Annotated in this window: 21 protein-coding genes; 11 read left to right on the forward strand and 10 right to left on the reverse strand. The window is 48.9% G+C overall.

The features are described from left to right. Window positions 1-7: 7 nt before the first annotated feature. On the reverse strand, window positions 8-370 hold the full coding sequence (locus tag RCH83_RS04620; protein ID WP_306519505.1) for a hypothetical protein: 363 nt from the start codon (window positions 368-370) through the stop codon (window positions 8-10). Window positions 371-746: 376 nt separating this feature from the next. Here RCH83_RS04620 and ccoG point away from each other — a divergent pair, with 376 nt between their 5' ends. From ccoG to RCH83_RS04655, 7 genes are all read left to right on the forward strand, one after another. Continuing rightward, window positions 747-2,165, forward strand: a complete 1,419-nt coding sequence (gene ccoG, locus RCH83_RS04625; protein WP_306519506.1) for a cytochrome c oxidase accessory protein CcoG — start codon at window positions 747-749, stop codon at window positions 2,163-2,165. A 103-nt stretch (window positions 2,166-2,268) separates the two neighbouring features. Then, complete coding sequence (locus RCH83_RS04630) at window positions 2,269-3,252, forward strand: serine/threonine protein kinase (protein ID WP_306519508.1); 984 nt, start codon at window positions 2,269-2,271, stop codon at window positions 3,250-3,252. A gap of 120 nt (window positions 3,253-3,372) precedes the next feature. Further along, complete coding sequence (locus tag RCH83_RS04635; protein WP_306519510.1) at window positions 3,373-4,011, forward strand: thiol:disulfide interchange protein DsbA/DsbL; 639 nt, start codon at window positions 3,373-3,375, stop codon at window positions 4,009-4,011. A gap of 21 nt (window positions 4,012-4,032) precedes the next feature. Beyond that, the gene (locus RCH83_RS04640) at window positions 4,033-4,674 is read left to right on the forward strand and encodes a thiol:disulfide interchange protein DsbA/DsbL (protein ID WP_306519512.1); all 642 of its coding nucleotides are present in this window, start codon (window positions 4,033-4,035) and stop codon (window positions 4,672-4,674) included. Between the two features lie 106 nt (window positions 4,675-4,780). Beyond that, window positions 4,781-5,641, forward strand: coding sequence for a PA4780 family RIO1-like protein kinase (locus RCH83_RS04645; RefSeq protein WP_306519515.1), 861 nt, complete (start codon window positions 4,781-4,783; stop codon window positions 5,639-5,641). Window positions 5,642-5,736: 95 nt separating this feature from the next. Then, window positions 5,737-6,225: a hypothetical protein gene (locus tag RCH83_RS04650; RefSeq protein WP_306519517.1), complete on the forward strand. Its 489-nt coding sequence runs from the start codon at window positions 5,737-5,739 to the stop codon at window positions 6,223-6,225. Between the two features lie 107 nt (window positions 6,226-6,332). Then, complete coding sequence (locus RCH83_RS04655) at window positions 6,333-6,878, forward strand: isochorismatase family protein (RefSeq protein ID WP_306519519.1); 546 nt, start codon at window positions 6,333-6,335, stop codon at window positions 6,876-6,878. A gap of 43 nt (window positions 6,879-6,921) precedes the next feature. On the opposite strand, the gene RCH83_RS04660 is transcribed toward RCH83_RS04655, so the two are convergent. Further along, window positions 6,922-7,386, reverse strand: a complete 465-nt coding sequence (locus RCH83_RS04660) for a DUF4920 domain-containing protein (RefSeq protein ID WP_306519520.1) — start codon at window positions 7,384-7,386, stop codon at window positions 6,922-6,924. Between the two features lie 196 nt (window positions 7,387-7,582). Here RCH83_RS04660 and RCH83_RS04665 point away from each other — a divergent pair, with 196 nt between their 5' ends. From RCH83_RS04665 to RCH83_RS04675, 3 genes are read left to right on the forward strand one after another with little or no spacing between them, the layout of a single operon-like run. Next, window positions 7,583-7,828: a hypothetical protein gene (locus tag RCH83_RS04665; protein WP_306519522.1), complete on the forward strand. Its 246-nt coding sequence runs from the start codon at window positions 7,583-7,585 to the stop codon at window positions 7,826-7,828. 27 nt (window positions 7,829-7,855) lie between these two features. After that, window positions 7,856-8,395, forward strand: a complete 540-nt coding sequence (locus tag RCH83_RS04670; protein ID WP_306519524.1) for a hypothetical protein — start codon at window positions 7,856-7,858, stop codon at window positions 8,393-8,395. A gap of 1 nt (window position 8,396) precedes the next feature. Continuing rightward, window positions 8,397-8,699 carry a hypothetical protein gene (locus RCH83_RS04675; protein ID WP_306519525.1) on the forward strand — a complete coding sequence of 101 codons (303 nt, stop codon included), beginning with the start codon at window positions 8,397-8,399 and terminating at the stop codon, window positions 8,697-8,699. 214 nt (window positions 8,700-8,913) lie between these two features. Here RCH83_RS04675 and RCH83_RS04680 read toward each other — a convergent pair whose 3' ends face one another. The 3 genes from RCH83_RS04680 to RCH83_RS04690 are packed head-to-tail and all read right to left on the reverse strand — an operon-like array spanning window position 8,914 to window position 11,942. After that, window positions 8,914-10,110: a serine hydrolase gene (locus RCH83_RS04680; RefSeq protein WP_306519527.1), complete on the reverse strand. Its 1,197-nt coding sequence runs from the start codon at window positions 10,108-10,110 to the stop codon at window positions 8,914-8,916. Window positions 10,111-10,161: 51 nt separating this feature from the next. Beyond that, entirely contained in the window at window positions 10,162-11,559 is a 1,398-nt protein-coding gene (locus tag RCH83_RS04685; protein ID WP_306519528.1) for a M23/M56 family metallopeptidase, read from the reverse strand. Beyond that, window positions 11,559-11,942 carry a BlaI/MecI/CopY family transcriptional regulator gene (locus RCH83_RS04690; protein ID WP_306519530.1) on the reverse strand — a complete coding sequence of 128 codons (384 nt, stop codon included), beginning with the start codon at window positions 11,940-11,942 and terminating at the stop codon, window positions 11,559-11,561. Before RCH83_RS04690 ends, RCH83_RS04685 begins: the two co-directional genes overlap by 1 nt. 235 nt (window positions 11,943-12,177) lie before the next feature. Here RCH83_RS04690 and RCH83_RS04695 point away from each other — a divergent pair, with 235 nt between their 5' ends. Next, entirely contained in the window at window positions 12,178-12,741 is a 564-nt protein-coding gene (locus tag RCH83_RS04695) for a hypothetical protein (RefSeq protein WP_306519532.1), read from the forward strand. Window positions 12,742-12,811: 70 nt separating this feature from the next. Here the strand turns inward: RCH83_RS04695 and RCH83_RS04700 are convergent, their stop codons facing one another. The 5 genes from RCH83_RS04700 to deoA form a co-directional block, all read right to left on the reverse strand. Beyond that, a complete protein-coding gene (locus RCH83_RS04700) occupies window positions 12,812-19,489 on the reverse strand; it encodes a fibronectin type III domain-containing protein (protein ID WP_306519534.1) in 6,678 nt (2,225 codons plus the stop codon). 147 nt (window positions 19,490-19,636) lie between these two features. Then, window positions 19,637-20,221: a phage tail protein gene (locus tag RCH83_RS04705; RefSeq protein WP_306519536.1), complete on the reverse strand. Its 585-nt coding sequence runs from the start codon at window positions 20,219-20,221 to the stop codon at window positions 19,637-19,639. Between the two features lie 268 nt (window positions 20,222-20,489). Then, complete coding sequence (locus RCH83_RS04710) at window positions 20,490-20,978, reverse strand: N-acetyltransferase (protein ID WP_306519538.1); 489 nt, start codon at window positions 20,976-20,978, stop codon at window positions 20,490-20,492. Between the two features lie 207 nt (window positions 20,979-21,185). Further along, window positions 21,186-21,659 carry an isoprenylcysteine carboxylmethyltransferase family protein gene (locus RCH83_RS04715; protein WP_306519539.1) on the reverse strand — a complete coding sequence of 158 codons (474 nt, stop codon included), beginning with the start codon at window positions 21,657-21,659 and terminating at the stop codon, window positions 21,186-21,188. A gap of 70 nt (window positions 21,660-21,729) precedes the next feature. Next, window positions 21,730-23,046: a thymidine phosphorylase gene (deoA, locus tag RCH83_RS04720; RefSeq protein ID WP_306519542.1), complete on the reverse strand. Its 1,317-nt coding sequence runs from the start codon at window positions 23,044-23,046 to the stop codon at window positions 21,730-21,732. Between the last annotated feature and the right edge of the window lie 8 nt (window positions 23,047-23,054).

Raw genomic sequence — 23,054 nt, forward strand, 5'->3', positions numbered from 1 at the left:
GGTCTGATTAATGCTTCAGACCGCTGCGGTTGTTTTCTATCACCCGGCACACCTGTTTAATGCTGTCGCCATAAAACTGCGGGTGAAATTGCTTTTCAATACAATAACGCTGATAAAACTCAAGAATATTCTCTGTGCTGCTGGCAACCTGCGCTAATTCAGCTTGTTGACCTTTGCCAAGATCGGCACCAATTTCAGCAAAACGTGTTGTAATTGCCCTGATACTCTGATCAGATTTTACTTTGCTGGCATTTTGGGTTGAGTCACTGAATTTGGCATAAAGTTGCTGTTTATAAGGCAGCAGTACCGGGTGGTCTGACAATGTTGCCAGAGCCAACACTAACACGATAAACCATAAGACTTTTTTCATCACTACACCTTTTATTCCGGCACCTGCTTCTGTGCGCAACGCCCTATTCTACGCATAAAATGCTATGAACGAAATCCGGCACTATAGTTTGCTGTGGATCACAACAAAGGACAACAACGGGTTGTCACCATTGTTGACACTTAACTGTCGTCAAAGTTTACATAACTTCAGCTGAACCTGCGCTTTATCAGCTGTTTACCACAAGCCCAACTCTGGTACAAAACTTGCCTTTTAATAAAGCAGAATCAAGATACAACCCGGACTTGATCTACCGCAATGCAGGCAAGACCATGATCCATCAGCATTTACTGCTATAATCGCCCCACAGTGCCGGACATCGACTATTCCGGCGCAGTTGCAGCATCAGAGGTACAGCGTGGAACCACAACAAAAGCAACAGGCAATCCCTATCAAAGTGGATATGCATAATCCTAAAGAGCAGAAAAACTACCCGGCACGGGACAGGATTTATGTGCGGGCTGTAAAAGGTTTGCATCAAAGATTACGCCGTAATATGGGCTTTATTTTTATGGGCTTGTTTATGTTATTGCCCTGGCTGCAGTTTGACGGCCATCAGGCTATTTTGCTCGATATTGGCGAACAGAAATTTAATATATTTGGTATGACCTTATGGCCACAAGACTTCACCATCATGGCCTGGATTTTTGTGATCGGCGCTTATGCGTTGTTTTTTGTTACGACCTTTTATGGTCGGGTCTGGTGTGGTTATCTCTGTCCACAGACGGTCTGGACCTTTATTTTTATCTGGTTTGAAGAAAAAATTCAGGGCAGTCGTAACAACAGGATGAAGCTGGACAAAGATCCCTGGTCAGCTTCCAAAGTGTTCAAAAAAGGCCTGACCCACTTCGCCTGGCTGGCGTTTTCGCTGTTAACTTCGTTGATTTTTGTTGGATATTTCACACCTGTTGATCAACTGTTTATCGACTTCTTCAGCTGGAATACCAGTTTCTGGGCTGTGGTTTCGGTATTGTTTTTTATGGTTTGTACCTATGGCAATGCCGGCTGGATGCGGGAAATTATGTGCACCCACATTTGTCCTTATGCCCGCTTTCAGTCAGCCATGTTTGATAAAGATACCTTTACCGTCACCTACGACACTGTGCGTGGTGAAAATAGGGGGCCAAGGTCACGCAAAGACACAGATTACAAAACTAAAGGCCTCGGCGACTGCATCGACTGCAACCTCTGTGTGCATGTCTGCCCTACCGGTATTGATATCCGTAACGGTTTGCAATACGAGTGCATCAACTGTGGTGCCTGCATTGACGCCTGTGACGACACCATGGACAAAATGGGGTACGCCAAAGGCCTGATTAGCTACACCACAGAACATAGTCTGGTTGGTAAAACCACCAAAGTAATACGGCCAAAATTGCTGGGTTATTTTGTGGTGTTGCTGGTTGTTTGCACAGCCTTTGCCTGGACACTCTGGACCAGAATGCCGGCCGAGCTTGACGTAGTGCGCGACAGGGGCAGTTTGTTCCGCGAAACGGATGAAGGGTTGATTGAAAACACCTACACCTTAAAAATCATTAACAAATCGCAGCAGGATCAAACCTTTGTGCTCAGTTTCACCGGGCTGGAACAAGCCAGCTGGATTGGTGAAACAGAAATCACTATCAAAGGCGGCGACACAGCCGGTATTCCAATCAGCCTGTCGCTGGACCCGGCAGATGCAAAAAAACCTGTGATGGATATTGAGTTTCAGGTGCGTGACAAAGATGAACCAGAAATTGAATTGACGCAGGGCAGCAAGTTTTTCGCCGGACGTTAACATTACAACACAGGAGCAGCGGCGCAAGCTGCTGCTCCGATAAAGCCATCGCAGTCTTGTGGATAGCCGGTTACACTGCACCCTGGTTGCAACGAGGTGTGCTATGAGCGCCGCTTTTGATTTTTCTGAATTATCTCCCGATGTCATTCTTGATGCCTGTCAGCATTACGGTTTTTATGCTGAATCGGGCTTGCTGGCGTTAAACAGCTACGAAAACCGCGTTTATCAGTTTAAAGCCGATGATGGTCAGCGTTATGTGGTGAAATTTTACCGGCCACAACGCTGGAGTCAGGCGCAAATACTGGAAGAACACCAGTTTGCGTTTGAGCTGGCCGCCGCCGAAATTCCGGTAGTAGCACCACTTTTAATTGATGGGCAATCGTTATTACCTTTTAAAGGTTATCATTTTGCGGTATTCCCAAGCCGTGGTGGCCGGGCTTTAGAGCTTGATGACGACGAACAACTTTGCCAGCTGGGCCGGTTTTTAGGCCAGTTACATCAGCTTGGCAGCGCCAAAGCTTTTGTGCACAGGCCAACCTTGTCGGTGCAGGCTTTTATCAGCGATAGCCGCAGCTTTTTATTGCAACATGGCGAATTCAGCAATCACACCGGCCAGCAACTTGACCAGTTGTTGCAACAGATAGAGTTGCTTTGTCAGCAACAATTTAAACCAAAAAATACCATTCGCTGCCATGGCGATTGCCACCCGGGCAACCTGTTTTACCATCAGCAACCTTTTTTTGTTGATCTGGATGACTGCCGGCAGGCACCTGCCATACAGGATTTATGGATGATGCTGGGCGGCGAAATACCGGAACAAAGACTGAGGCTGGAACTGCTGCTGGAAGAATATCAGCAGTTTTGTGATTTTGATTTTGCGGAACTAAAACTGATCGAAGCACTCAGAGCGATGCGGATGGTGCATTATATGGCGTGGCTTGCCAGACGCTGGACAGACCCTGCCTTCCCTTTGCATTTTCCCTGGTTTAATACCGAAGGATACTGGCAACAACAGCTGGTGGTACTCCATGACCAGATTCATCGATTGCAGCAGCCGCCTTTGCAAATGTATCCGTATGATTATTAATAGTTAAACGCCAAAGGTGAAAGCCGCTATACAGCCGAATTTACCTTGGTGTAAGCTGTGCGCCAGCGAATAGCCAGCGCACTGGCAATGGACAATAAAAAGTAACTCTGGAACTGAAACATGAAAAAATTAATGATGTGGTTTGCAGCGGCTTTATTGCTGGTACCGGCAGCACAAGCTGCGGATAAATATGAAGAAGGTGAACATTATCAGGTCATTTCTGAACAAAAAACGGCCAAACCGGAAGTAAAAGAGTTTTTCTCATTTTATTGCCCACACTGTCACTCCTTTGAACCTGTGGTGCAAAGTCTGGAAAAGTCGTTGCCTGAAGGCGTTAGCCTGAAAAAATTCCATGTTGATTTTATGGGTGGCGCCAAACAAGAAACCCAGGCTGCGTTAAGTCGCGCTATGGTTGTTGGCAAAGTAAAAGGCAAAGGCAATGAGGTGAATCGCGCTTTGTTTGAACACATTCATACCAAACGCCAGACATTTGCCAGCGAACAGGACATTCGTGAAGTGGTATTAAGCGCGGGTATTGATGCCGCTGATTACGATAAAAACATCAATAACTTTGTGGTGAAATCACAAGTTAGCCTGATGCAAAAAGAACAAAATACTCTGACAAAATCACGGGTGCTCAATTCAGTGCCAACCTTTATTGTTAACGGCCGTTACAAACTGGATATCAGTAAACTGGACCAGGCCAATCTGGAACAGGATTTAAAAGGCCTGATCAACTATCTGCTGCAGCTGCCATAAGCAGTATCCGGAGGTTTTACCATGTTGCGTTCTTTTGTTGTTGCCGCTATGGCCTTGTTGTTTGTGGCTTGCTCCGCTGAAGCAGACAAATTTGTTGAAGGCACCCACTATGAAGTGGTTGCAGAAAAAGCCACAGCCAAACCAGAAGTGAAAGAGTTTTTTTCATTTTATTGTGGTCATTGTTTCCGCTTTGAGCCTGTGGTCAACAAACTGGCCAGCCAATTGCCGAAAGGTGTCGAACTGGAAAAAGTCCATGTAGATTTTGTACAGGCGGCAGCGCCTGAAATGCAAAATGCTTTAGCCCGTGCTTATGTGGTTGGCAAAACCTCAGGTCAGGGAGAAAAAGTTGCCGCGATGATTTTTGATTATATTCATCTGAAAGGCGCTTCATTCGGCAGCGAAAACGATATCCGCAATCTGTTGTTGGTTAATGATTTTGATGCCAAAACCTTTGATGCCAAAATCAACAGTATGCCTACAGTGGCTGCGGTAAATGCAATGAAAACGGCGCAAAATAAATGGTCGGAAAACCGGGTATTAACTGGTGTGCCTATGTTGTTGGTGAACGGTAAATACAAACCTAAGTTTGACAAGCTGAACCCTGAGAACTTTGATCAGGAACTGCAGCAGCTGGTGACTTTTTTACTGGCGAAAAAAGACTGAGTTATGTGCTGAAAAAGCCCGGCATCAGGCCGGGCTTTTTTTTGTCTCTGCGCAACAGCTAAAATCGCTGATTCCCCAGCCCGCCAAACTAAGGTATAACGGCAGCATGAAAATTCCGAAAAGAATCCAGCCACTGGTTGATGAAGGCCTGGTTGATGAAGTGCTGCGCCCGCTGATGAGTGGCAAAGAAGCTGCAGTGTTTGTGGTGCGCTGTGGCGACCAAATCCGCTGCGCCAAAGTGTACAAAGACGCCAATATGCGCAGTTTTAAACAAGCGGTGCAGTATCAGGAAGGCCGTAAAGTCCGGAGCTCACGCCGTGCCCGAGCTATGGAGAAAGGCTCGCGTTATGGCCGGGAGCAGCAGGAACAAAGCTGGCAACAGGCTGAAGTTTCAGCTTTAGCAAAACTGGCGGACGCCGGAGTGCGGGTGCCGGAACCTTATGGTTGTTATGACGGTGTTTTGCTGATGGAGCTGGTGACAGATGCCGAGGGTGATGTAGCACCACGCCTCAACGATGTCGCCATGTCCACCGAACAGGCGATTGAAGATCACGCCATTATGATGCGTTACATTATGCGGATGCTGGGTGTTGGTCTGGTGCATGGTGATTTGTCAGAGTTTAACGTTTTGGTTGACAGTTATGGCCCTGTGATTATCGACCTGCCACAAGCTGTTGATGCTGCAGCAAATAATAATGCAGGTTGGATGCTGGAACGCGACGTCAACAACATGACGCAATATTATGGTCAGTTTGCGCCAGAGCTGTTAACCACACAGTTTGCCAAAGAAATCTGGGCACTTTACCAGGCCGGCGATTTTGACCCGGAAGCTGAGTTAACAGGGCAATATCAGGCGCCCACGGCAGCTGCCGATGTTGACGCAGTGCTGGAGGAAATTAAAGCCGCTTTTGCCCAGATGCAGGAACGGCAGTTGCGTCAGCAAGAACAGGATGACGACCCGTTCTGATTTGTGCTGATTCAGGCATTTAAATAACAAAACCTAACAATTAAACAACCTCTGTTTGATGCATGATAAAACATCTGCCGAACGGAGTTTGCCCTATGAAATCACCGCTGCTTTTTGTTATTGGCCTGTTGTTAAGTGGCTGTAACAGCGACACGCCGAACATCTCCGAACCGCCAGCCCCAGGCAAATATGCTTTTGCCGTGGTGTATGAAAACCATTCCTGGAGCAACAGCAAAAAGGGTTTGGTGATCACTGGGGCCGGTGATATTTACCGTTATGACATTTCGGCGGTAAACCCAACCAGCATCCTGCATCAGGACAAGCTGACAGAAGCAGATCTCAGCCGTTATTTTGAAGCAGCCGAATATCGGTTTGTCGAACAAATAGCACCTGCTCAGCTGCAAAATTTTTGGTCCACCGCAACTAAAAGCAATAGTGCTTTATCTGAGCCAACAAGTATTTGCCGCGATGCCGGGGTTTTTCAGTATCTGGCTTTTAGTTATGACAAAAACAGCCTGAGCTACCGCTATATCAAACCGGCGACTTCCGCATCCAGCATTCAGACGTCGCCATTCAGCCGGTGAAAGACTATCTGATGAACAAAGCGCTGGCGCTGGAAATCGCCTACAAACTTGACCCCGAAGGGAATAACTGGTGTTCTGGTATGTAGCGACGGTAAGAGGAAACCAAAATGCGGCTGGAGCGTGAACAAAGTCTGGTAGTGCTGATTGATATGCAACAAAAACTGGCGCCAGCCATCCATGAAACCACACAGGTGCAGCAGGCAGCACTCTGGGTGCTGGAAGTTGCCCAACAATTACACGTTCCTGTATTTGCCACTGAACAATATCCACAAGGTCTGGGCGAAACAGTCCCAGTCTTAAGACACTTAATAGCGCCTGTTCATATCTTCAGCAAAATACATTTTAGCGCGCTGCGTGAACCCGATATCCGTCAGGTGATCCAGCAGCAACAACGTCAACAAATCGTCTTAATTGGCACTGAAACTCATGTTTGTGTGTTGCAAACGGCGTTGGATTTGTTGAGCAGTGGTTATCAGGTTTTTGTGGTGGCAGCTGCTGTTGGTTCGCGTACTATAGAAAACAAACAACTGGCGCTTAGCAGATTACAACAAGCGGGCGCCAGCATTATCAGTCTGGAAATGCTGGCATTTGAATGGCTGGATAAAGCCGGCAATGACAAATTCAGAACGCTGAATCAAGGCTGGATCCGTTAACACCAGATGTGGTCTGGCACAATCTGCAAACACCAGACAGAAGTTATTCAGTCAGGATTTCAACTGCTGTTGGCACCAGCTGCCAGCTAACCAGAGGTTTAGTGACAGTTGTAACATCAAAATTTTCGCCCGACGCTTTTGCCTGCGCCGCCAGTTGCTCACGGCTTGAGGCTAAATCCAGTTCAGTTTTTACCAGTTGCCCCATTGCCAACGCCTGTTTGCCACGGGCACTCAGCGGAAACACCATATCACCGTCACGCACTTTAATTTTCAGTTGTTGGCTACCGGCAACAGCCAGCTGCATCCAGCAGCCCTTTTTCTGACAAACACTGACAATTTCACCTTGCACAGTGATGGTTTTACCGAGGAATTGTGCCGGATTTGCCTGCACTTCACTGATACTGGTTATTAAAGTCTTATCCACTGAACCACCAAACTGCAATGGCGCCGCCATCAGCTGAACGCTGAAAAATACCGGCGCCAGCAACATTGCCAATCTGCTCTTCATCCTGGTCTCCAAAACGCTTTAAGTGTTGTTGATTTATTAATTTCTGTATTTTCAGTGATATATCATAGCAATATCAGAATTTTGTCAGTCTTTTAGCCTGCTGCCGTAGTGAAATCAGACGCGTAAAGTTTCACTATAGCTTTGGTACTACAGCTACTTCAACACAAGTTAACAATCAAGGTTGGGAGAAATTCTGATGAATACCAGTGGTATTAATAATCTGCAAAATCAATATGCACTCTACAGCGGCACAACAAGCAGCACAGGGTCAGCAACAACGACAACAACCACACAAAATACTGTCAGCAGCACTGCAGACACTGTCACCATCAGCCCGGAAGCTTTGGCGTTGCAACAGGCGACTGATACCCAGAATGTTATTGCTCCACCAACAGATACCCCTTCAGCAGGCGGTGGTGCTAGTGCCCGGCCTCCGCTCTGATTCCACTGCATAGGTAAGGCAATCATAATGGAAAGCAAGTTTTACGAAATACTAAAAACCATTAGTCCTGAATCACAAATTTTTGTTTATATTGCTCAGTATGGTGTTATTGGCTACCTCATGCTGCTTGTGATCGCCTTGATATACGAGCGCAAACTTAACTCAATTACGATTTCGATTTTTGTGGTCTATTTGAGTTGGGTAGTATGCAGAGGCGTCATGCCTTTGCTTTACGACATAGCATCAGGCCCTGAGTTGTACAACAAATTTGCATGGTACGGTAGTTGGATAGCAATTGACGTGTTTTGTGTTTGGCTTATTTATTACCTGCACCAAGTACAGAAGCTAAGGGCTACTCAGTTATCACTAGTGGTCTCAATGTCTTTTATAGCAACATCCATTATCCAAGCCATTGACTTTATTGACAGAGCTACGTTGCAAAGCAGTTTTTTTGCATCCGCTTATCAAGTATTGATTGCGATTTTTAATACCGGCATGTTGCCACTTATTGCCTACTTCTGGCTGGTGGAAATTCGTAAACGTCGATTGATAGTCGCAGGAGCATAAAATGGCATTATTCCTAATTTTGGTGACTTTCATTCTGCTAATTCTGGCAATGCATCTGCATTTAAAACTATGGCAACTGGCTAAAGAACCGCAGATTTTTGCCGAAGTTGCTGTTGAACTACAACAACGAGCACACGATTTGCTGGTGCGCAAAGATCAACTGGATGCCAGGCAAAGTGTCGACGCCAGTGTTGAAAACGAACATTGGCGTAATGATGTGGCGCAATATATGGAAGATTATGAACAAGAAGCACTGGCACGTAGCAGAGTGCATTTAGGTCGTAAAACCCCGTCTCTTTCCTGACGGGGTTGCATCGGCAAGCCAAGTTATACCACCACAACCATGCAACATCAGACGCATCTTTTGCCCAAACTAATCTTCTGTTTTTGGCGAAAACAATCAATCTGTTTTGCTGAAAATTAGTGGATAGTATCAGTCTGGGCTGGTATCTCAGCTTGACCGCCTACGGCTTAAACAACCTTGTCCGATGCAACGTAAATCCAAATCAGGCACAACCTCAGCCGCCGCTGTTGCTGTTCGTTTTTGTCGTTTTTTGCGCCAACCGCATATGCTGTTGTGGACTTAATACCTGCTGCCAGAACCAGCCAGCTAAAGGCCCTGTCACATCAGCTTCGGCGTTAGTTAATAACACCAGGCCGTAACCACTTTGTGGTGAATAAGCAATATAAGGCCGGTAACCATCTACCACACCGGCATGATAATACAGACGTTCGTTATCATACTGCACCATACGCCAGCCACGGCCATACCAGGCACTCACCTGTTTAAACTGCTGCCAGACCGGCCAACGTGGCTTGCCCGGCATTCTGGTTAATGGCTGTTGTAACTGATGAAGTATGTCTTGTGGCAATACATCAGGTCTTTGCCCCAGCATTGCCTGCAGATAAATAGCCAGATCACGTGCGCTGGCATTGACTCCGGCAGCTGTGCTGACACGGTAAAAATTGGCTTTGGGTTTAACCTGACGCCAGCCTTTACCACCCCGCTCATGTGGCATGGCTTTATTGCGTGACGCCAGTAAAGGTGCCAGACCAACAGAAGCGGTTTGCATGCCCAAAGGCTGGAATAAACGCTGCGCCAATAAGTGCTCATATCTTTGCCCTGTCGCACGTTCTAATGCGTTGCCAAGTAAACCAAAAAACACATTCTGATAGCTGTAACAACGCCCGAGCGGGCAGACCGGACTTAACTCACGCAGTCTTGGCAAAATTTGCGCCGGGGTTTGATCCGCTTCAATCAAATCTTCAAAGGCATGAGCCCAGAAACCACTGCTGTGAGATAACACTTGCTCCAGTGTCAGGCTTTGGGTCAGTTCTTCAGTTCTGAGCTGAAGTTCAGGCACATATTTCGATAAAGCTTGTTGCAACTGCAGTTGTTGGGCTTGTTGTGCCTGCACCAGACTGACACCGGCAAAAGTCTTTGACACTGAAGCCAGACGAAAGACAGTGTCGGCATTAACCATGGCACGTTCGCCAACAGCACGCACACCATAATGACCCAGCTTCAGAATGCGGTCGCCCTGCACTATGGCATAAGCCCCGCCCGGTACTTTAGCCTTTTGCAGTTTCTCCCTGAATTGTTGTTCAAAACTGCTGATAAGCTCAGCTTCTGACAAAGGTGCGGCCGACAAAGCCACACTAAACAATGCCAAAACAACCAAAGCCCCGCCTAAACGTGATATAGATGCAAACATGCCAAACTCCAAAAAATAACCTTAAATCCCACCGCTGATACTTTGTATTGCTTAAGGCAAAGCAGGTAAATACAACATCGGGTCCTGCTGCACACCAAAGTGCAACAATTCAAAATGCAAATGTGGTCCTGTCGCTTTGCCACTGCTGCCAACTCCGCCTATCAACTCACCTGCTGCCACTTTATCACCCGGTTTTACCTGGCTCTGTTGCAGATGGGCATATAGGGTCTGATAACCATCACCATGGTCGAGCAATACCACTAAACCAAAATTGCGATCCAAACTGTTGTCATCAGCTATCAGCACCCGGCCAGGCGCTACAGCAAGCACATGGTCGCCGCTGCGGCCTGCCAGATCCAATCCCAGATGCGGTTTGTATTGCCGGATGGCACTTTTCACCCCATAACCAGAATTTACGGCCACCTGTTGTAACGGCCACTGCCACTGCTCTGGCGCAGCGCGCTGCCACGAAAACTGGCTTAATACCAGATGACAACAAGCCATCATCAGCAGGGTTACCAGTGCCAACAACAACAATTTTCCGGCAGGCCACAACGGCACTGGTTGAAACAATTGGGATAATCGCTGCCGGTAAAACTGTTCGTCAAATGTCTGCCCGGTAAAACCGGCACTGACCTGACTGGCGTGCTGCTGATACTTCAGACTGGTCAGCATGGCTTTGCCGTAACTTAAAGCCAGCTCCGGTTGTTGGGCCAACACCTGTCTGTCAACACTGAGCTCCATCGCACGGATAAAAGCAGTTTCCAGCTTTTGCACCACAGGATTAAACCAACACAAAACGCCCAATAACCGCCAGCACAACAATTGTTGTGGATCACGCCGACGCACATGGCAGAGCTCATGCTGCAACAGCAGTAGCCGCTCGGCAGGTGGAAAAAAGGCAAAGTTGGCCGGTAACACCAGATGCAAACGGAAAAAACCAAACACAAAAGCTGAACTGGCACCCTGTTGTTTCAGTTGTAATAAACCAAGTTGTTCTGTTAAACCGGCAGCCGAAGTTTCATTGATACCTGTTAATAAATCGGTGGCACTGACAGCTTGCGCTTTGCGACATAACAGCTGTAGCTGCCGCCATTGTCTGATGAGTTGCCATAACCGCCAGGCTGCACCGCTAATCCAGCATGTGAACACCAACAAAACCAGCAGATCTGCACCACCCAGTTTTTGTTGTAAACCCGGGTGCATAGGTGCTGCAACCCAATAAGCTGCTGTGCCTACACCTTGCTGCAACAACTGCGGTGGCATGATCCAGTCTTGTTGCCATTGCAGCGGTGGCCAAAGCGGTAAGCTACAACAAAGCAGCACCAGCCAATAACCTGCCGGCCACTGCGCCAGAGCTGGGATACGACGTAATAAAACCTGCAGAGCGGTCCACAATAAATAACTCCAGCCGACAAAAACAACCAGCTGCACCAGTACCAGCAACATTAGTCAGCCGCCTTTTGTTGTGCCGCCAGCCGCGTTAATAACAGCTCCAGCTCGGCAATTTCACTGGCATTCACCAACTGACTGCCGGCAAACATGGCTACGGGCACAGGCCCTTTTAACTCAAAAATACGACTGGCAAAATCCTGGGCAAAAGCAGCCAGGGTACTGACTTTATCCGCCAGCGCGCTGTAATTGTTTTTATGACCCTGACTTTCGAAACTTACCAAACCTTTTTCTGTCATACGCTCCAGCGTTTTGCGGGTAGAGGAATAACCCCAGCCCAGCACATGCACCAGCTCGTCGTGCAGTTCACGGGCTGTTAGTGGCTGTTTTAACCACAAGAGTTTGAGTATTTCCAGTTCCGGAGCTGTTGGTTGTTGCATAACCTCACCACAATAAAAAAGCGCAGTGCACGCATAGTGCGACAAATGTCGCAGCACTGCAAGCAAAAACTGCGACATCAGTCGCAGCTATAGAAAAATGAGGAAAAACAAAAACATTGCAACGATAGTTGTCAAATAACACTTCCAGATGGCTTGAAGCTACAAACTCAAAGCCCCATGTTAGAACATATTCAGGTCAGCGCTGCTGACTGTATTTTATTATTCAGGAGTTGTTATGTCTGTTGCCCGTCGTTACACCTTGCCAGTGTTGTTATCTTTTTTCCTGACCAGTTGTGGTTATTTCAGTGCCGATCCAAAACAACTGGCTGAACAGGCCTGGCTGGCCAAAGATCAACAATTAGCAGCTGCTGTCACACAAATCCGGGAACAAGGACTGGATGCTGTAGCGGCTTCAGCAGAAGCCGGTTCAGTTGCAGCTTGTGTAGCAGCCACACTGACGGCAGACCCATTGGGCAAACTGATTAGCGTTGAAGGAGCTTTGGCCGAATCTGCTAAAGTGGCGCAATTATTGGCTGACTTAGAGCAGCTGTTACAACAGGATTTCAGCTTTGATCAGTTGGCCAGCGCTCTGGAAAAAAGCGCAGCTGCAGCCACTTATGCCAAAACACTGATTGAACAACAAGGACTGGAACAGGCGCTGCTGACATTAAAACAAATGGTGACCGCCAGCACTGCGGTGGCGCAGCAGGATTTGGGAGTTCATTTGCAGTCCTTATTACAATCTTGCAAGAATGCGGCGCCAGCAGAACCCACCACAACGGCATCACAAAAAGTCTGAGTCACACTATATCTGCTGAATCAGCCCTGGGTAAAAAATAAACGGCGACTTATGTCGCCGTTTATTTTGCTCAGAACTGATAACGCAGATGCAGCAGATATTGGTTTACGTCCGCCGGCTCCAATAACACACGCTGGTAACTGATGCCAGCCTGCCAGGCAGGGCTTAACTTATAATTCAGCGTCAGCCCGGAAAACCAGTCAGTGCCATCCAGTTCCTGAGTTAAAGTGGTTGCCGCCATTTTACTGCTCAGATCTGCTTGCCAGTGCATCACCCCAAGCGGTAGTTCAAATTGCCAGTCATTCAGCTGCCAGAATTGCCAGCGTACAGCGGCCGACACCCCATCACCCAATACCGGTGTGGCCTGTGCCACCAGCTGCTGATATTTGGCCGCATCCAACACAGAACCGGAAATAGTGGCACTGCCTTCACCCAGTTTTTGGTAACCAAGCTCAACAGCCAGATTGTCGAGCAGACGATAACCCGCCAGCAGCTGATAGCCAGTGTCAGTGTTGTCAGTGCTGATCAGACTGCCTTGCGGCAGGTTAAATTGCCGCGAACCGGCTTCACTCTGGCCAGCACCCAGCTGCAGATAAACATCTGCAGCTGCCGCCTGGGTTGTCGCCAGCATGGCGACAACAAACACCACTAGCAAGCTGGCACGACGGCGCCAGCCCGCTAACACCGCCAGCCCGAGCAGCATCCAGCCACCACTGCTGCCACCTGAAGATTTATTCTCCACCACCACATTCTGGTACGCCTTGACGGTCACAGTGACAACAGCACCGGCTTCACCACCTTTGCTGTCACGGATACGGTAACTCAACTGATCTGTACCGCTAAAACCGGCTTTTGGTGTGTATCTCAGCTGGTTGTCAGCTTCGATACGCACTGTACCTTGCTGCGCTGTTGCACTGATCACTGTTAATGCATCCTTGTCGATGTCCTGATCGTTGACCAGCACATTGATAGTGATAGCGGTGCGATCGTCGGTACTGGCACTGTCATTCACCGCAACCGGCGCAGTATTAAAGTACACAGACACAGCTCCAGGGTCGACCACTGCAGAGTTCACCAGGCCATCATCATCGTTGGCTCCACCGTCCTCTATGGTCAGTTGCACACACATATGGCCGGCAGTCAGGCCCGGCGTCCAGTCTGCAGCACCAGGTGGTGGGCAATAACCCGGATTACCTGCGGCAGAATGCAATGCATTGTCTGCATCTTGGACAAAAGTCACCCAACGACCACGCTGATATTTACGATATACCGCATTGGCCGGAATGGCGGCTCTTTGTGGCAACACCACCCGCACCGACTGACCAGGGGTTGGCAAATCGCGGATAGCAAAGTCAAACACACCACCCACAGGCTCAAAAGCCGGATCAACCACTAAACCATCAAGTTGCCCTACCTCTTCGTCCAGCACCTGCACCCCACCCGAAGTTCCGCCTCGGGCAAATAAACCCAGACCACAACGTACACCGGGGTCACATTCAACCAGGTAAGCATTGCTGGTATTGCCCTGCTGCGGCAGGATATTCGGCGACGGCATATTGTCCAGATAATTTGGAATGCCGTTGTCGTCGGTATCCCCTGTACCTTCCTGCTGGTCATTAAAACCATCGCGGTCTGTATCGGTATTAACATCTAACACCGGTAAGCTGGCGATAATGCGGAAATAAATCGAAGCCTGCACAGGGGCGCCTGCTGAGTCTGTCACCGTCAGCTGTACCTGATGACTGCCATTTAAACCTGCAGCACTAAAAGTTCTGCTGGCATCGGTAGTGTTGCCGTCGGTGTCAGCTAAACCGCTGGTCGCCGACCAATCGTAACTGTGTGAATCACCTTTATTGGCATCTGTGACCTGTGCTGTGACCACCACAGGCCCGCCGTTGGGTGTAATCAGGCTGGTATTGACACCACCCTGTGTGATACTCAGATTCACCACGGGCGGAATATTTCCACTGCGGATATCAATGCTATGTTTATTGGCTGCGCCGTCATTCAGGCCCTCACCCAACACAATCACCAGTTGACTGTCATTGAGTCCGGTGACCTGCGCCAGAGTCAGCGGAATGTCCACTTCCAGCTGCCCTGCCTGGGTGAATGTGGCTATCCCATCCACCAGATTATGCTCAGCTGCAGTGGCAGTAGTTTCAATAGTATCAATAACATAAGGCACACTCAGCGGATACTGTGGCGCGTTGCCATTTAACAGCACCTTAAAGCTCACCTCACTGCCACGGATGGCAACTTGTGATTTGCTCAGTGACACCAGCGGCTGAATATCCAGTTGTTGTATGGCTTCACCACTGACTCCCACCGCATTGATGGCTTTCCAGCTGACGTCATGACGGCCTGGTGGCAACAAAATAGCGCCATCTTTTGTTAAACCGCCAACAGTCACAGTGCAGCAGTCATTGCCCGATACCCCGTCTTTGGCCAGTTTTTTCAACGCAGCCTCTAGCTCGGCCTGACTGGCATTGGCCGGCAGTCCCAACAATTGACGCATAGTCACAGGCGTAAATAAGCCTGTGGCATTTAATATCAAAGTCTCTGGCGCCGTGACTATCGGCTGCAACGGATCAACAGTGGCAATAACTTCCAGATCAAAAGCAGCTAAAGAAGTGCTGGTTGTACCGTCACTGACACTAATCACAATACCCGAAGTTGTGCCGGTATCGCTGCCAGCCGGAGTGCCGGTTAAGGCACCGGTGGCAGTATCAAAACTGGCCCAGTCTGGTTTGTTGCTGATACTGAAAGTCAGGGTGTCACCAGTGTCGATATCCGAAGCCGTTGGCACAAAACTATATGCTGTGTCCTGATCCAGACTGGTGGCTGGAGTACCGCTAATCGTTGGGGTATCGTTCACTGCCGCTATCAGTACATTGACAATGATACTGTCGCTTGTTGTGCCATCACTGACCTCAACTGCAAAGCTGTCACTGCCATGGTAGTTGGCTTCTGGTGTGTAACTGACCACGCCTGCACTAACACTGGCTGTACCATTAGATGCCGCACTACCGATACTCCAGCTAAGCGGGTCATTATCCGCATCTGTGGCATTCAGCGTCAGCGCAAAAGCAGTTGGTGTACCGTCTTCACTCATATTGACGCTGGTAGCGGCACCTTGTGTGATCTCAGGCGCCTGATTGGCTGCCACTGGCGTCACTGCATTTGACGTCGCTGAAGCCGCGCTGGTGCCGGCAACATTAGTTGCTGTCACAGTAAAGCTATAAGCAGTACCATTGTTTAAGCCGGTAAAAATAAAAGGTGACGCTGTAGCAGCTTTGCTGACACCGCCAGGACTGGCTGTCACTGTGTAACCTGTTATGGCACTACCGCCATTTGACGCCGGCGCGCTAAAGGTCACTGTTGCCTGAGCATCTCCCGCTGTTGCTGCCCCTATAGTTGGCGCGCCTGGCACCACTGCATTCACAGTGAAACTACGGGACACCTGAGGCGCCGCCAGATAGCTGCCGTTACCGGCCTGATCGGCATTAATGGTACAGGTGCCGGCAGTGACAAAAGTCAGCAAACCACCACTGGTAATGGTACAAACTCCCGGGGTTGATGAGGTGAAAGTCGGGGTCAAGCCTGAATCTGATGTCGCCGTCAGCGTTGGGCTGGTGTCAAAATTTTGTGCGCCCGGGTTATTAAAAGTAATAGTCTGAGTGGCTGCCGGTGTAATCGAATTAGAGGCACCGGAAGCAGGACCTGTACCGGCAACGTTATCTGCAGTGACGGTAAAGGTATAAGCCTGACCATTGGTTAAACCTGTCACCACTATGGGTGAAGCAGCACCACTCACCGGCGCTACATCAGGCGGGCTCACAGTCACGGTATAAGCTGTAATAGCAGTACCACCGGTATTTGCAGGTGCGACAAAAGCAACGCTGGCCTGGGTGTCACCGGCTATGGCTGTTCCTATGGTTGGAGCGCCCGGAACTACCGGACTTACGCTGAAAGAACGGCTCACTTGCGTTGCAGCCAGGAAGGACGAGTCTCCTGCCTGATCGGCATTAATAGTACAGGTTCCTGTCGCTATAAAGGTCAACACACCACCACTGGTAATAGTACAAACCCCGGTGGTTGATGAAGTGAAAGTGACCACATAACCACCACCAGCCGACGAAGTTGCGCTCAATGTTGGAGAAGTACCAAAGTTCTGAGCCCCCGGATTCGCAAAGGTAATTGTTTGTGGTGAGGCAGGCGTGATGGAGTTGGACGCCGCAGAAGCAGCACCTGTACCTGCAGAGTTAGTGGCCGTCACCGTAAAGGTATAAGCAATGCCATTGGTTAATCCTGTCACTGTAATAGGCGAGCTGGCACCCGTACCTGTTGCACCGCCTGGACTTGCTGTCACTGTATAACCAGTGATAGCCGCACCGCCAATACTGGCAGGCGCAGTAAAAGCCACTGACGCCTGGGTATCACCAGCAGTGGCAGTACCAATAGTTGGTGCGCCCGGAACTACCGCATTCACAGTAAAAGTCTGGGTGACCGTAGTGGCGGCATTGGTCGCCGAATCACCTGCCTGATCTGCATCTATAGTACAGCTACCCGCAGTCACAAAGGTTAGGGCACCACCACTGGTAATAGTACAAACCCCTGTGGTCGATGAGCTGAAAGTAACAGTTAAACCGTCAGTTCCAGTGGCAGAGTCAGCTGTAGCCGTCAGTGTTGGAGTAGTTCCAAAGTTCTGCGCACCAGGGTTAGCAAAACTGATAGTTTGCGCACCTTTAGGCGTGGCTGAGTTGGAAGCGCCGGAAGCAACACTGGTACCCACAGCGTTTGTTGCAGTCACGGTAAAGGTATAAGCAGTGCCGTTATCTAAACCTGTTACAGTTGCAGTACAAGCCGCAGGCCCTGCGCAAGTACCAAAGGCACCGCCCGGGCTGGCTGTCGCAGTGTAAGTGGTAATAGCAGAACCGCCGTTGCTGCCAGGTGCACTGAAGGTCACAGCAACCTGACCGTCACTCGCTGTTGCAGTGCCTATGGTCGGGGCGTCAGGTGCTGATATGGCGTTGCTGGTGGTGATGCCATTACCGGTTAAATCCGCCACAACAACGGCGGCATCGGCACCAGCAGTCCAATCTTCAGCCGCAGCCAGATTGTAAGTGGTGGCATCATTCGAACTGGTACCGTTTTTATTTAACAGCAAATTAATTGCATTTTTGTCTGTGGCACTGAGAGTCAAAGTGACACTGGTACCCGAAGTAATTTCAACATTCGAGGTGTCGGTTAGGGTGTAAGTGCTGCCACCTTCACCGGTCAGGGTAAATTTGTTAGCCACTATATCGTTGCTGGCACCGTTTAATTTCAGCAAACCTGTGCCTGTTACCACCAAAGCGCCGGTTGATGCATTGTAAGTTGCACTGGTGATAGTTGGCACAGCCACATTGCTGACAGTAACGCCATTTCCTGTGGTATCAGCAATAGCCACAGCGGTGTCAGCACCGGCATTCCAGTCTTCAGCGGCTGCCAGATTATAAGTTGTAGCTCCTGTTGAGCTGGTGCCATTTTTATTCAGGATCAGGTTGGCAGCGGCTCTGTCCGTAGCACTCAGGGTCAGTGTAAAACTGCTACCTGAAGTAATTTCGACATTTGAGGTGTCGGTCAGGGTGTAAGTGCTGCCACCTTCACCGGTCAGGGTAAATTTATTGGCAATAATTTCATTCGTGGCACCACTGAGTTTTTTCAGGTTGGTCCCTGTTACCGCCAATACACCAGTACTGGCATCATAAGTGGCGGATGTCACTGTCGGTGCCGCCACAGTTGCTGTTACACCATTGCCCGTTAAATCTGCGGTAGCAGCCGAATTAGCAATAAAACCAGCGGCACCTGCCAGGTTATAGGTTGTACCGCCTGTTGAACTGGTGCCATTTTTATTTACTATTAAATTAACCGCAGCCATGTCGGTGGCACTTAGGGTCAGGGTAAAAGCAGTGGCCGAACTAATTTCCACATTGGCAGTATCGGTCAGGGTATAAGTGCTGCCACCTTCACCTGTAATAGTAAAGGTATTGGCCACCACATCATTGGTTACACCAGCAGTTGCGGTAAAGTTGGTGCCGGTAACAACCAAAGCGCCGGTTGAGCTGTTATAAGTGGCTGAGGTAACAGTGGGAGCAGGCACTACAGGGTCGTCAATCACAATATTATTAATGGAATGATTAGTGGCAGCTTGAGTTCCTTGATAACCTCCAGCTGAAATATATAGTCTGACCTCATCAACATAATCAAAAGTGCTATCCAATGAGATGTTCATTGGCGTGGCGCTGGGGTCATATGCCTCAAAGCTGGTGGATGCTACTTCAGCTGCATTACGATATCCTTTTATCGTCACTGTCGTGCTTTCTGTCTCTCCCCAGTTGTAATACTTAAACCCATTAATCTGAAACTCACTGCCATCACTGGACTTAATCGCCATGCCTTTGGTGCCATTATTCACAGCCCATGTTAAACCAGAATAACTGTTATCCGAACTAAACATAAAACTGTTATCTTCCCAGGATAAAGTTCCGAAGTTTGTGCCAGCCACATCGGTAATATTTAAAACTTGCATGTTAATCCAGGCAATGCTGGATGAACCGCCCTCACCATCCTCTGCTATGCCATCAGTCCATGCACCTCCACCATCGCTGGTGAAATTTAACGAAATCGGCGCAGCCAATACTGGCATGGCAACTAAACCCAGGATCACCCAAAAAAACAGGTATGTTTTGAGCAGGGCATTTTTCATATTAATTTTCATCCGTTATGTGGTGGAAACGATAAAGCACCAGCGAAAAAAACAAGCAACAGGCTTACTTCGGAACTTGCTATGGGTACAATTTTTTTGGCACAGCAACACAGGTGCTGCTGTGCAAATACAACAATAAACATTTCATTAGTTGCGCGGAGGATAAATACCTTCAAGGGCAATAATAAAATTCATCCCCAGATAAGGGTTTCGAATCGGCAATGGCTGACTTCCGCCAGCTGGTTGGACAGTTACATTAACATTCAGCGTTGTGTTGATAGTTTCTGGATTAGCGAGGGTAACAGGGGTAGTCAGCTTATCTGACCAAATTGCGGCTGAAGGTGGCCCGCCTGCGCTAGATGCACCCAAAATATTATTGGTTGTTGAAGGTGTTGTTGATGCGTTTGACGCTGTGCCAGCCACTTGCAATGAACCTACACTTGTCGCAGTCGCTGCAGTGGTGGCCCCATGGGTATGTGTAGGCATCTGGGCGGCAAGAATGGTGACATTTTCAGTCCCGGCCTGTTCCCCCAAAGTAACAGGCGACAACCCTGGCGATTGGCCTGTGCCTACCGGAGCTCGGCCTCCGAGGTTTGGCAATGCAAAAGTGCTGACACCATCACCACCATAGCTGGTACTTAATAGTGAAAACAAAGCGCTGTTTGTTGCAATTGACATGAGCTGGCCATTACAAAAAGCCCAGCCTTGTGGGGCATAATTACCGGCAAACATGCGGATTTCGCCTAAAAACGGATCAGACATTTAAACTCTCCTTAGTCAGTTTTATTGATGGTTAGGGTGTAAAATCCTTATACAAAACAATGTCCGCCTGAACTGATGATGTTGCATTTACCCCATGCGGGTCTGTTCTGAGGTTATTCCGCTGTGACAACCATTGTTGCCGCAAAAATATTCAAGTCATTGATTCAAAGAAGGAACCATTCAAAGCTAGGCGATATGAGGCAAAACATCAACCCGCAACCAAATTGGAAACATAAATTTATTGCCAGCACAGCTGCAGGTGGTTGCCGTTTTGGCTTTGCAGCTGAAAACCATGGCGCAGATAAAATTGCAAAGCGCCGTCATTTTGTTGCTCCACCCGCAGTTGCAGCCCTAACTGCTGCTGTTGGGCATATTGTTGCAAGGCTGTCATCAACTCACTACCAAGCCCTCGCCCACTATAGACGGGCAACAACGCCAGATCAGTGATATGCAAATAATCCGGATGGCGCGCCAGGATCAGCCGGCCAACCGGCTGTTGTTGCAACGTCAGCAGATAAAATTCGGGTTTTGGTGTTTGTTGCTGATAACTCTGTTGTTGTAACTGAAACTGCTGGTGCAGCAACTGTTGCACCATAACCTCAGGCAAACCACTGTTGGCAAAATAACTGTGATTGGCAGCAAACAGCTGCCGGAAAAAACCATCATCATCAGGCGAAGCCAGCCGCAGCAACAGGGGGCAAACTGATTCGTCGGGCTGCAGCAACATTGATGTTCCTTTTTAATCGCCTGCAAATTTAACCCACCAATGTACCAGACCCAAAGCTGACCAGTCATGCTGGCAGCTGAATCGGTAAATTAATTAACATCAGGGAGTTGCACCTTAAAAACAGCACAGAGGCAGGCTTTGGTATGACTGGCAAAAACCATAGATCCGCCCGCCACTGCAGCTTAAAGCATCAAAACAAAGGTTTTGTTACAACCAGCGCCGGACTTTTTGTTGATATTGCAAAAACTCAGCGCCAAACAAAGTGGTGAGCGCCCGCTCTTCCGGTTTAATCTGAAACTGATTCAGATACCAGACAAAAAACGGCAAAGGCACAAAAGCACTCAAATCTGACAGCCATAAAGCCCAGCCAATCAGCAGCAATAACATGCCTAAATACATAGGGTTACGGCTATAGCGGAAAATGCCGTTTTGCACCAGCTGACTGGCATTGGCCGGTAATAAAGGGTTTACCGTGGTTTGAGCACTGCGAAAGTTCAGCACACCCAGCACAGCAACAGTCACTCCGGCCGCCAGCCAAATTCCGGCTAAAAACAAACGCCAGCCCAATAGTTCCAGCGGGATCAGCTGCCATAAATTAATGTTATGGCCAAGCCAGAACATCAACACAGCAAAAATGACTAACAACAACAGCGGGGGAATTTTAAGTTCAAGGCGGGACATCAGAAACTCCATCTTGCAAAAACAGGCAATCCTTTGCCTGTTTTATCAGCGTTCTGAAAAAAGTGCCAGCTTAATCAATGATCTTGTGAACTATAGGGTGAAGTGTTGGCGCTTTGTCACTAAAAGTTAAAGCGGCCAGATATTCACTGCTGGCTTTGTCGGCTGCTTCTTTTGAAGCTGCATGTACCCGCGCCAACACCTCGCCTTTGCCAACTTTTGCGCCAAGGGCAAGCACATCACTAAAGCCAACGGCCGGATCTATCACCTGGGACGGATGTGCTCGGCCACCACCTAAACGCACCACGGCCATACCCACAGCAACAGTGTCGCTGCTGGCAAGGAAGCCATCTTGTGGCGCCAGAATATCCTGCACCACAGGCGCTGCCGCCAGATATTGTTGCGGTTTTTCCATCAAGTCGGCCGGGCCGCCCATGGCAGCAACCATTTTTGCAAAAATCTCCGCTGCTTTGCCCGACGTTAAACTGTGTTCCAACGCTTTAATAGCACTGGCTTTATCAAGCTGTAAACCGGCCAGTTGTAACATGCTGGCACCCAGCTCTAAAGTCACCTGGTGTAGCCTTGGCTCACGGTATTTGCCGGTTAAATAATCCAGCGTTTCCAATACTTCCAATACATTACCTGCGGTAGCGCCCAGGCATTCGTTCATATCGGTGAGCAAGGCCTGCGTTTTTACACCAGCGCCTTTGGCAGTGTTCACTATGCTGGTCGCCAGCGCTGAAGCATCAGCCACGTTTTTCATAATGGCGCCTGAACCAATTTTGACGTCCATCGTCAGCACATCAAGGCCTGCCGCCAGCTTTTTCGACAAAATAGAAGCGGTAATAAGCGGAATAGATTCCACAGTGGCGGTGACATCACGAATAAGATACAAACGGCGATCCGCCGGCGCTAATTCAGCACTTTGGCCAACTATCACACAACCTAAACGTGCCACTTCAGCCTGAATTTTGGCAAGCGGCTGAGTGCAGCTATAACCGGGAATAGTTTCCAGTTTATCCACAGTGCCGCCGGTATGGCCAAGGCCACGGCCGGCAATCATTGGCACATAAGCACCACAAGCGGCAATCATCGGCGCCAGCATTAAACTCACTTTGTCGCCAACACCGCCGGTGGAATGTTTATCCACAACAGGGCCATTGAGTTTACCGGCCCAGTTTAACACTGAGCCCGAGTCGCGCATGGCACGGGTTAAGGCCACAGTTTCTTCGGTGACCATACCATTTAAATAAATGGCCATCGCAAGGGCTGCTGTCTGGCCTTCGCTAAAGCTGTTGTCGGTAATGCCTTTGACAAACTGCTCTATGGCCGCCTGAGGTAACTGGCCACCATTACGTTTTAATTTGATAATTTCCTGAGGTAAATACACTTTGGGCT

This window comes from Rheinheimera sp. (genome assembly GCF_030824435.1).
In the GTDB taxonomy this organism is placed as follows: domain Bacteria; phylum Pseudomonadota; class Gammaproteobacteria; order Enterobacterales; family Alteromonadaceae; genus Pararheinheimera.

Excerpts from the sequence above, each read along its gene's own strand:
- RCH83_RS04620 (WP_306519505.1), bottom strand. The coding sequence starts at position 370 with ATGAAAAAAGTCTTATGGTTTATCGTGTTAGTGTTGGCTCTGGCAACA.
- RCH83_RS04630 (WP_306519508.1), top strand. The coding sequence starts at position 2,269 with ATGAGCGCCGCTTTTGATTTTTCTGAATTATCTCCCGATGTCATTCTT.
- RCH83_RS04635 (WP_306519510.1), top strand. The coding sequence starts at position 3,373 with ATGAAAAAATTAATGATGTGGTTTGCAGCGGCTTTATTGCTGGTACCG.
- RCH83_RS04640 (WP_306519512.1), top strand. The coding sequence starts at position 4,033 with ATGTTGCGTTCTTTTGTTGTTGCCGCTATGGCCTTGTTGTTTGTGGCT.
- RCH83_RS04645 (WP_306519515.1), top strand. The coding sequence starts at position 4,781 with ATGAAAATTCCGAAAAGAATCCAGCCACTGGTTGATGAAGGCCTGGTT.
- RCH83_RS04650 (WP_306519517.1), top strand. The coding sequence starts at position 5,737 with ATGAAATCACCGCTGCTTTTTGTTATTGGCCTGTTGTTAAGTGGCTGT.
- RCH83_RS04655 (WP_306519519.1), top strand. The coding sequence starts at position 6,333 with ATGCGGCTGGAGCGTGAACAAAGTCTGGTAGTGCTGATTGATATGCAA.
- RCH83_RS04660 (WP_306519520.1), bottom strand. The coding sequence starts at position 7,386 with ATGAAGAGCAGATTGGCAATGTTGCTGGCGCCGGTATTTTTCAGCGTT.
- RCH83_RS04665 (WP_306519522.1), top strand. The coding sequence starts at position 7,583 with ATGAATACCAGTGGTATTAATAATCTGCAAAATCAATATGCACTCTAC.
- RCH83_RS04670 (WP_306519524.1), top strand. The coding sequence starts at position 7,856 with ATGGAAAGCAAGTTTTACGAAATACTAAAAACCATTAGTCCTGAATCA.
- RCH83_RS04675 (WP_306519525.1), top strand. The coding sequence starts at position 8,397 with ATGGCATTATTCCTAATTTTGGTGACTTTCATTCTGCTAATTCTGGCA.
- RCH83_RS04680 (WP_306519527.1), bottom strand. The coding sequence starts at position 10,110 with ATGTTTGCATCTATATCACGTTTAGGCGGGGCTTTGGTTGTTTTGGCA.
- RCH83_RS04685 (WP_306519528.1), bottom strand. The coding sequence starts at position 11,559 with ATGTTGCTGGTACTGGTGCAGCTGGTTGTTTTTGTCGGCTGGAGTTAT.
- RCH83_RS04690 (WP_306519530.1), bottom strand. The coding sequence starts at position 11,942 with ATGCAACAACCAACAGCTCCGGAACTGGAAATACTCAAACTCTTGTGG.
- RCH83_RS04695 (WP_306519532.1), top strand. The coding sequence starts at position 12,178 with ATGTCTGTTGCCCGTCGTTACACCTTGCCAGTGTTGTTATCTTTTTTC.
- RCH83_RS04700 (WP_306519534.1), bottom strand. The coding sequence starts at position 19,489 with ATGAAAAATGCCCTGCTCAAAACATACCTGTTTTTTTGGGTGATCCTG.
- RCH83_RS04705 (WP_306519536.1), bottom strand. The coding sequence starts at position 20,221 with ATGTTTGCCGGTAATTATGCCCCACAAGGCTGGGCTTTTTGTAATGGC.
- RCH83_RS04710 (WP_306519538.1), bottom strand. The coding sequence starts at position 20,978 with ATGTTGCTGCAGCCCGACGAATCAGTTTGCCCCCTGTTGCTGCGGCTG.
- RCH83_RS04715 (WP_306519539.1), bottom strand. The coding sequence starts at position 21,659 with ATGTCCCGCCTTGAACTTAAAATTCCCCCGCTGTTGTTGTTAGTCATT.